The organism is Cyanobacteriota bacterium, from assembly GCA_025054735.1.
GTDB lineage: Bacteria > Cyanobacteriota > Cyanobacteriia > SKYG9 > SKYG9 > SKYG9.
On sequence record JANWZG010000203.1, the window covers coordinates 1 to 6813 of the forward strand.

General features: G+C 50.1%; 6 protein-coding genes. 1 reads left to right on the plus strand and 5 read right to left on the minus strand.

Annotated features, from left to right (window positions below; genetic code table 11):
* The 3 genes from NZ772_10940 to dnaK all read right to left on the minus strand — a co-directional run.
* Positions 1-198 (minus strand): NFACT family protein (locus tag NZ772_10940; GenBank protein MCS6814065.1); only part of this gene is annotated, 198 nt, incomplete at its 3' end.
* A 12-nt stretch (positions 199-210) separates the two neighbouring features.
* Entirely contained in the window at positions 211-1023 is an 813-nt protein-coding gene (locus NZ772_10945; GenBank protein MCS6814066.1) for a Uma2 family endonuclease, read from the minus strand.
* Positions 1024-1056: 33 nt separating this feature from the next.
* A complete protein-coding gene (gene dnaK / locus NZ772_10950; GenBank protein ID MCS6814067.1) occupies positions 1057-3426 on the minus strand; it encodes a molecular chaperone DnaK in 2370 nt (789 codons plus the stop codon).
* Positions 3427-3928: 502 nt separating this feature from the next.
* Between dnaK and gmhA the strand changes: the two genes are divergently transcribed.
* Positions 3929-4501 (plus strand): D-sedoheptulose 7-phosphate isomerase, encoded by a 573-nt coding sequence (gene gmhA / locus NZ772_10955; GenBank protein MCS6814068.1) that lies wholly within the window; start codon positions 3929-3931, stop codon positions 4499-4501.
* A 61-nt stretch (positions 4502-4562) separates the two neighbouring features.
* On the opposite strand, the gene NZ772_10960 is transcribed toward gmhA, so the two are convergent.
* A complete protein-coding gene (locus NZ772_10960; GenBank protein MCS6814069.1) occupies positions 4563-5732 on the minus strand; it encodes a glycosyltransferase family 1 protein in 1170 nt (389 codons plus the stop codon).
* 20 nt (positions 5733-5752) lie between these two features.
* Entirely contained in the window at positions 5753-6676 is a 924-nt protein-coding gene (locus NZ772_10965) for an NAD-dependent epimerase/dehydratase family protein (protein MCS6814070.1), read from the minus strand.
* Positions 6677-6813: the final 137 nt, after the last annotated feature.

Consider the following 6813-nt stretch of genomic DNA (forward strand, 5'->3'; position numbering starts at 1 on the left):
AGGAGGTTGGCTGATGTGCATCCGGGCGGCTTGCGGGTGCCATGAGAGAGTTAACCAACCCCGTCGCTCTAGAGTGCGCAGAGCCAGTAAGACCGTGTAGCGATCGCGCTGATAAACCTTCTCTAAGCGAGCAGGAATCCAGTTGGCCTTTAGATCTGCCACAACCGCCATCAGAGTGGTGTAGTCAACCGCCTGCATAACCGTCCTGCCCTACTCAAGGTGGATTCCTAAGGCCTGTAACTGTGCTGGATCCAAGTTGCGTAACTGGTCAAGAAGTTGCTGGCGTTGCTGCTCAGCTTGCTCAGCCCGTCGTCGTTCTTGCGCTAGTTTTTGCTGCTCTTGGGCAAGGCGCTCAACTGCCCAGGGGAGTATATTACCGTCTGCATCCCACCAGCGTAGCCAGTAACCGTTGCGGCCCTCTTTTTCACCACGCCAAGCCCCTAGGAACAGGTTCATGGGAGCAATCCAGTTGCGATCGTTTTCATCTGAAGCCTTAAACTGATACCGCCCTTCCGCTAATACATACAGCTCCAGCGCACTACTGATTGGCTCAAAGATGGCATAGTAGGGAACCTGGAGAATTTGCTCATAAAAAAACCACTTACCGGGGGGATAGGTTTGCTTGCTGGAATATTCTTCGCCGTCTTCATCGGAGAGAAATTCCATTACAATCACGGGTAGGTCTCCCTCTAGGTGGGGGGTGTAGCTTTTGCGATCAACACCTGCTTCCAGCGGCATGACATTAGGTACATAGACCCAATCAGGAGCCTTAACCGTAAACTTGCCGTTCAGGGTGGCACACAATCCAAAATTGGTTGCAATCAACATGTGGGGCTGAATCAAGCCTGCAAGTTCTAAACTCTCATGCAGTGCTCCAGCTAGAAGTGGTTGTCCGGTATTGTCCACGGGATCATTGGGTAGGCGAAAATCCTCAGGCAATGGCTCCCAAGTTACCACTGGCAACCCGCTTGTCTTTGCTGCTGTGGAGTGGGTGCTGCTGACTTGAATGGGTGTTACAGTCATGGGGGTTAACCTCCAAGATCTGGTCTATGTGGATCAAAGCCACTCGTCATCATCATCCCAGTTATCAGGCTGGAACTTGCTGCGTCTGCGATTAGTGTTGCGGTCACCTGGATAGTCATCCCGCTGACGTTGGTTGTAGCTATTGCTCGCGCTAGGCCGATCAGCACTGGAACGGGTAGAACGATTGCGGTCGTTGTAGCCACCAGAATTAGGGCGCTCAACGCTAGGACGGTCAGTGCGATCGCGGCTGTCGTAGCTACTGGAACTAGAGAAATTGTAGCGGTTGCGGTTGTCATTACTATCTGCACTGAAGCGATCAGGACTGCGGTCATAGCGATCGCGGCTATCGTAAGTGCTGGGATTAGGACGATCGTATAGAGATCGCTCGTAGCGCGTGCGGCTGTCAGCCCATTCGCCTTGATCACGGCGCTCTGGTTGGGTATAGCGGTTGGGTTGATACATACGATCGTAGCCTTCGTAGGGCGATCGTCGGGGTGAGGCATCGTAGTAGTAGTCGTCTTCATCATCGCCACCCATGAACGTGCGCTTGATGGTGTTGAATAGGTTGTCCGCTTCCGCTTCTTCTTTCTGCCGCTGTGCAGCCAAACGACTCAGCTCCAAAAGAGCATCCTGCAAATCTGCCTGGGTGCTATCAATGCCTCGATCGTCGTTTTTCTCTAGGTATTGCCGCAGTTCTTGTATCAGACTTTCGATGCGGCGGCGTTCATCCCGAGCAAAATACATGCCATAGTCGAGAGCTACATCCCGCAGTTCCCGCTCAGCCTTAAAGGTAAGAGCTTCAGCATTGGTACGCTTGGTAACGCGCTCTCGACGCGCTCGGTCTAACTCTGCATACTCCTCAGCATCTTGCAACATGCGGTTAATTTCAGCTTCACTCAAGGTAGAGGCACCCTGAATAACTAGGCTTTGTTCACGCCCTGTCGTTTTGTCTAGAGCAGAGACCTGTAGGATCCCGTTAGCATCAATATCCAGAGATACTAAGATTTGCGGCACACCACGGGGAGCAGGCGGAATGCCTGTAAGCTTGAACTTGCCTAGAGATTTGTTGTCGCTGGCCATCTGGCGTTCCCCTTGCAGAATGTTAATTTCCACAACGGTTTGGTTATTTTCGCTAGTGGAGAAAATGTCCGATCGTCGGACTGGGATCGTGGTGTTACGAGGAATTAGTGTTTTCATCACGCCACCGATCGTTTCAATCCCCAAGGACAAGGGAGTTACATCCAGCAATAGAATATCTTTCACATCGCCAGCCAGACTCCCAGCTTGGATAGCTGCACCCACCGCCACTACTTCATCAGGATTCACATTTTGGTTAGGTTCCTTACCGATCAAGCTATAGACCAATTCCTGCACCATGGGCATTCGTGTGGAACCGCCTACGAGAACCACCTCATCAATGTCACTGGCAGTCATGCCAGCATCAGCTAGTGCCCGCTTAACAGGAGCCTTAAGACGACTGACCAAATCGCTACAGAGACCTTCAAACTGAGAGCGTGTCAACCGAGTTTCTAAATGCTTAGGGCCATCCTCAGTCGCGGTGATAAACGGTAAGTTGATGTCGGTGACGGTCACGCCAGAGAGTTCAATTTTGGCTTTTTCAGCCGCTTCTGTCAGCCGTTGAAGAGATTGGCGATCGCGACGCAAATCGATATCCTCTGCCGCCAAAAACTGCTCTGCTAGCCAATCCACAATCTTGCGATCGAAATCGCTACCTCCTAGCTGCGTATCCCCACTAGTTGCCTTGACCTCAAACACACCATCACTAATATCCAGGATAGAGACATCAAAGGTACCTCCACCTAGATCAAACACCAAAATCGTTTGGTTCTGGCGCTTTTCCAGGCCATAGGCCAAAGAAGCAGCCGTCGGCTCGTTCAAAATGCGCAGCACATCTAACCCAGCAATGCGACCTGCATCACGGGTTGCTTGCCGCTGTGAATCATCAAAATAGGCAGGCACTGTAATGACTGCGCCAGTGATTGGTTGCCCCAGATAACGACTAGCGTCATCCGCTAACTTGCGGAGAATCATAGCTGAAATTTCCTCTGGAGCAAACTCTCGCTCTAGTCGAGGACACTTAACTTTGATATTGCCAGCTTCGTCCCGACGAATAGTGTAAGGAACCCGCTTTGATTCAGTCGTTAGTTCACTGTAGCGCCGACCAATGAAGCGCTTGATGTCGTAAAACGTGTTTTGCGGATTTAGCACCATCTGTCGCCGGGCCATTTGCCCAACTAAGCGCTCACCCTCCTTGCTAAAACCCACTACCGATGGAGTTGTGCGCATCCCCTCAGCATTGGCAATCACAACGGGTTTACCGCCTTCCATAACGGCAACAACAGAGTTTGTGGTGCCTAAATCAATGCCAACTACCTTGCCCATGCGTTGCGATACTCCTTCGGTTTCTGAGAATCAACCTTCAGTGTAAACATTTATGGATATTCTATACCCCCTAACTGATGCAGTGGGACATAACCCATACAAAAGGCTACACGTTAGGAGACCTACCTGTTGTGGCTGTGACTGGCATAGGTTTGCAGCATATGGTACTGTTCAGGCTGCTGAGCCAGAATGCTGAACAGTGTAGGCACCGATTTCACTGACCTTAACCATGAGGCAGCAGGGGTTGAAATGCTACCACTTTAGTGCCATTACTCTAGTTTTGCTCCTGCTGTGGTTACAGTTCTGCCGTCTCTTCAAGCTAACGCTACAGAGCGTAGCAAAAAACCTACAGCTACCATTTGCATCTGACTCTCAGGTGTAGCGTGACTATCACGGAGGCCTAGAGAGGCTCGGCAGGACTGGCCTAAAAATTGATGTGTGAATCCATAAGGTCACTACATAATAGAGTACATTACGTTACTAAATTTAACGAGTTATTGTATTGGAATACTGGGTTGAGAGCACGATCGCACAGCTAACGGCAGCATTTACTGACAGCTACAATCAAGCGATCGATCAAGTTATTGAGCTACTGATTGAGCGGTTTCGTCTAGGTAAAACGTTGCTGCTGTGTGGTAATGGGGGATCAGCAGCCGATGCTCAGCATATTGCCGCGGAGCTAGTGGGGCGCTTTTTAGCCAACCGACAGGGGTTACCAGCCATAGCCCTAGCTACCAACATGGCAACATTAACGGCATGGTCAAACGACCACGAGTTTGCAACTGTGTTTTCTCGGCAAGTTGAATCCCTAGGTAAGCCTGGAGATATGCTTTGGGGAATCTCGACCTCTGGGCGCTCTCAGAACGTGATTTTGGCGTTGCAAACTGCTCAGCGTATGGGGATTACCACGATCGGCATGGCAGGTAACAATGGTGGCTTGCTTCATGACTACGTAGACTATCCCCTGTTTGTGCCTCAAACCCACACACCTCGCGTGCAAGAGATTCACGTGATCACCTACCACCGGATTTGTGAGCAGGTAGAGGCACGCCTGTTTGTGGAGGGCAAGTTCTGACGCAGGTATTTCTCTTAGCGGAGAACCATGCGATAGATTCCTCATGGTCGGTAGTATCATCCTAGCTGCTAGGAAATGATCGGTGATATAGCGTCAGTAATACCTTGGCGTAGGTAGCTGGAGTATGGAAGTCTAGGTATGCTTGCTGCATACGCTGAAGGCGATCAGTCACTGTCGGATCGTGCAGGCGATCAACTATGTACTGTAGAATCCCTGGCTGCTCCCATACAACGGCTAACTCGGAGAGACCATACCGAGCGAGTTCATGGGCCATCCACGTGTTCTGTGTGACGATCGGTAACTTACCCGCGATCACCCCCTCAACAAATACCCCTGAAGTCCTTTCTTGGTAAGCATTACAGTCATAGGGCAGTAGGATGATGTCGCTAGCCATGAGCCAAGCGTTATAGTCTTCACGTGACAGGTTATCGGCAATAGCCTTCACCTTCATGCCATTAGGGATGGAGGCAATGTTGGCACTGGCAGCATGTATTAAGCAAAACTGCTCAGCAACTGATTCTGTTAGGGTCACGAGTCGTTGAATTGTTGCTAAACCCTTCTCTGGCCTTGGTTCCCCCACCCACCAGCAGATGATGTCATGCTTTGGGGTTGTGGCTCCTGGTTGTGCGCCCTCAATGGTGGTGTGAGGAATGGGCATTACTGTCACGGGCATCTGAAAGTAGCCCATTAGGGATTTTGCCTGCAATTCACTATCAGACAGGAGTTGCAGTCGATCAGGTGACAATTGTTGGGCAATAAGCTGATTCAAGAGCTTGTACAGCCGTCGAATCCTCATGCGATGGATATCTCGGCGATAGAGCAGCCAAACAGCCACGTGGTCAGTCGGTATGCGAGCTAAGGCCAGCCACAGGCCTATGAGTTGCGATGGGATGAATCGCTCCAAAAGCACAATCACAGGTCGGCCTTGAACAACAACCCCCCGTAGGTAATTGGCAACTTGTTCTGACCAGCGATAAATTCCCCACCAATTCAGTGCCTTGGCAACAGGGCTGGCGATCGCCTCCAAGTTAGGGCCATCTAGAGCAGGAGTCCAGCCTTCTGGCAGAGTCTTTAGGATTGCATCAGGGGCGACGGCTGCTTGATGAGTCCACCCTAATTGCATAAGTGCTTCTCGGACGGCGCAGTGGTAGGCATAGACATGGCCCTTGCCCCCTAACAAATTAGGAATCAATGAGACGAAAATTGGTTGATTAGTAGTTGCAGTTGGCACTAAACCCCTCACTATATCATCTATCTAGGCAAAAGTAATTCTTGATGGGTATAAAACCAGTCAATCGTTTTTGCTAACCCAGTTTGTAATGGAGTTAGCTGAAGATTAGGCAAGTAGCGACGTAATTTGTCCACAGCTAAGCACTTCGACCTAGCTCCCACGTAGCGTGAAGTGTCAAACTGGATAGCCTCAATGTCATACCCAACTTGAGTGCATATCAGCTCTGCAAAGTAACGAATTGTAAATTCCTCCCCAGCCCCAATGTTGATGAGATCGTTCGTGTAAGTAGCTGCAAGCTTGACCATGATTTCGACAAAATCACCTACAAACACTAACTCTCTAGACTGATACCCATCCCCCCACAATACTACAGGTTCACCATAGAGCTTGCCCCGCAGGATTTTACGAATTAGGTCAAAAATAAAGTGCATCTGCCGCCCATCCGTATGATATCCAGGGCCATAGAGGGTAGAGGGCACAAAACAGAGGTAGTTTAGCCCAAACTGCTGCTGTAGAGCCAACAGACCAACGTATAGCATCCGCTTAGTCATGGCATAGGTAAACAGGCTGTCGATCGGCATCCCCAGTAGGTAGTTTTCTTCCACTAACTCTCGATCGGGCGCATAGGCACAACTCGTGCCTATACAGATGAGCTTGGCTTGGGGTTGATAGCGCTGCCACCACGTTAAGGTATTGGTGTTGATCTGTTGATTAATGATCCACTGTTCACCGGGATGGTAAAGGCAAAAGTCACCCGCTTGCGTCCATGCTGCTAGGTGATATATCTGGTCATAGGGTGTGCTGTTAAATGCCATCAGGGAATCAGGGTGAGTCAAATCACAGTTCTTGGAGTTGAGTCGTGTTACCTGATGTCCTGCCGCCTCTAAATAGTCACAAAGACAAGTTCCTAAAAAACCCGTTGCCCCGGTAACCAAAATCTTCATAAGCTGGCATCAACCCTCAACTAGCCAAACTAGATTACCAACAGTTCTACTGTTCACATCTGCTGTTTAAACCTCTTCTCTCCGCAGCCGTCATAGCTGTCATCACATTGCTGGTGTTGCAAACTGATGTTACCCCT

Coding starts and splice junctions, on each gene's coding strand:
- NZ772_10945 (MCS6814066.1), bottom strand. CDS start 1,023: ATGACTGTAACACCCATTCAAGTCAGCAGCACCCACTCCACAGCAGCA.
- dnaK (MCS6814067.1), bottom strand. CDS start 3,426: ATGGGCAAGGTAGTTGGCATTGATTTAGGCACCACAAACTCTGTTGTT.
- NZ772_10965 (MCS6814070.1), bottom strand. CDS start 6,676: ATGAAGATTTTGGTTACCGGGGCAACGGGTTTTTTAGGAACTTGTCTT.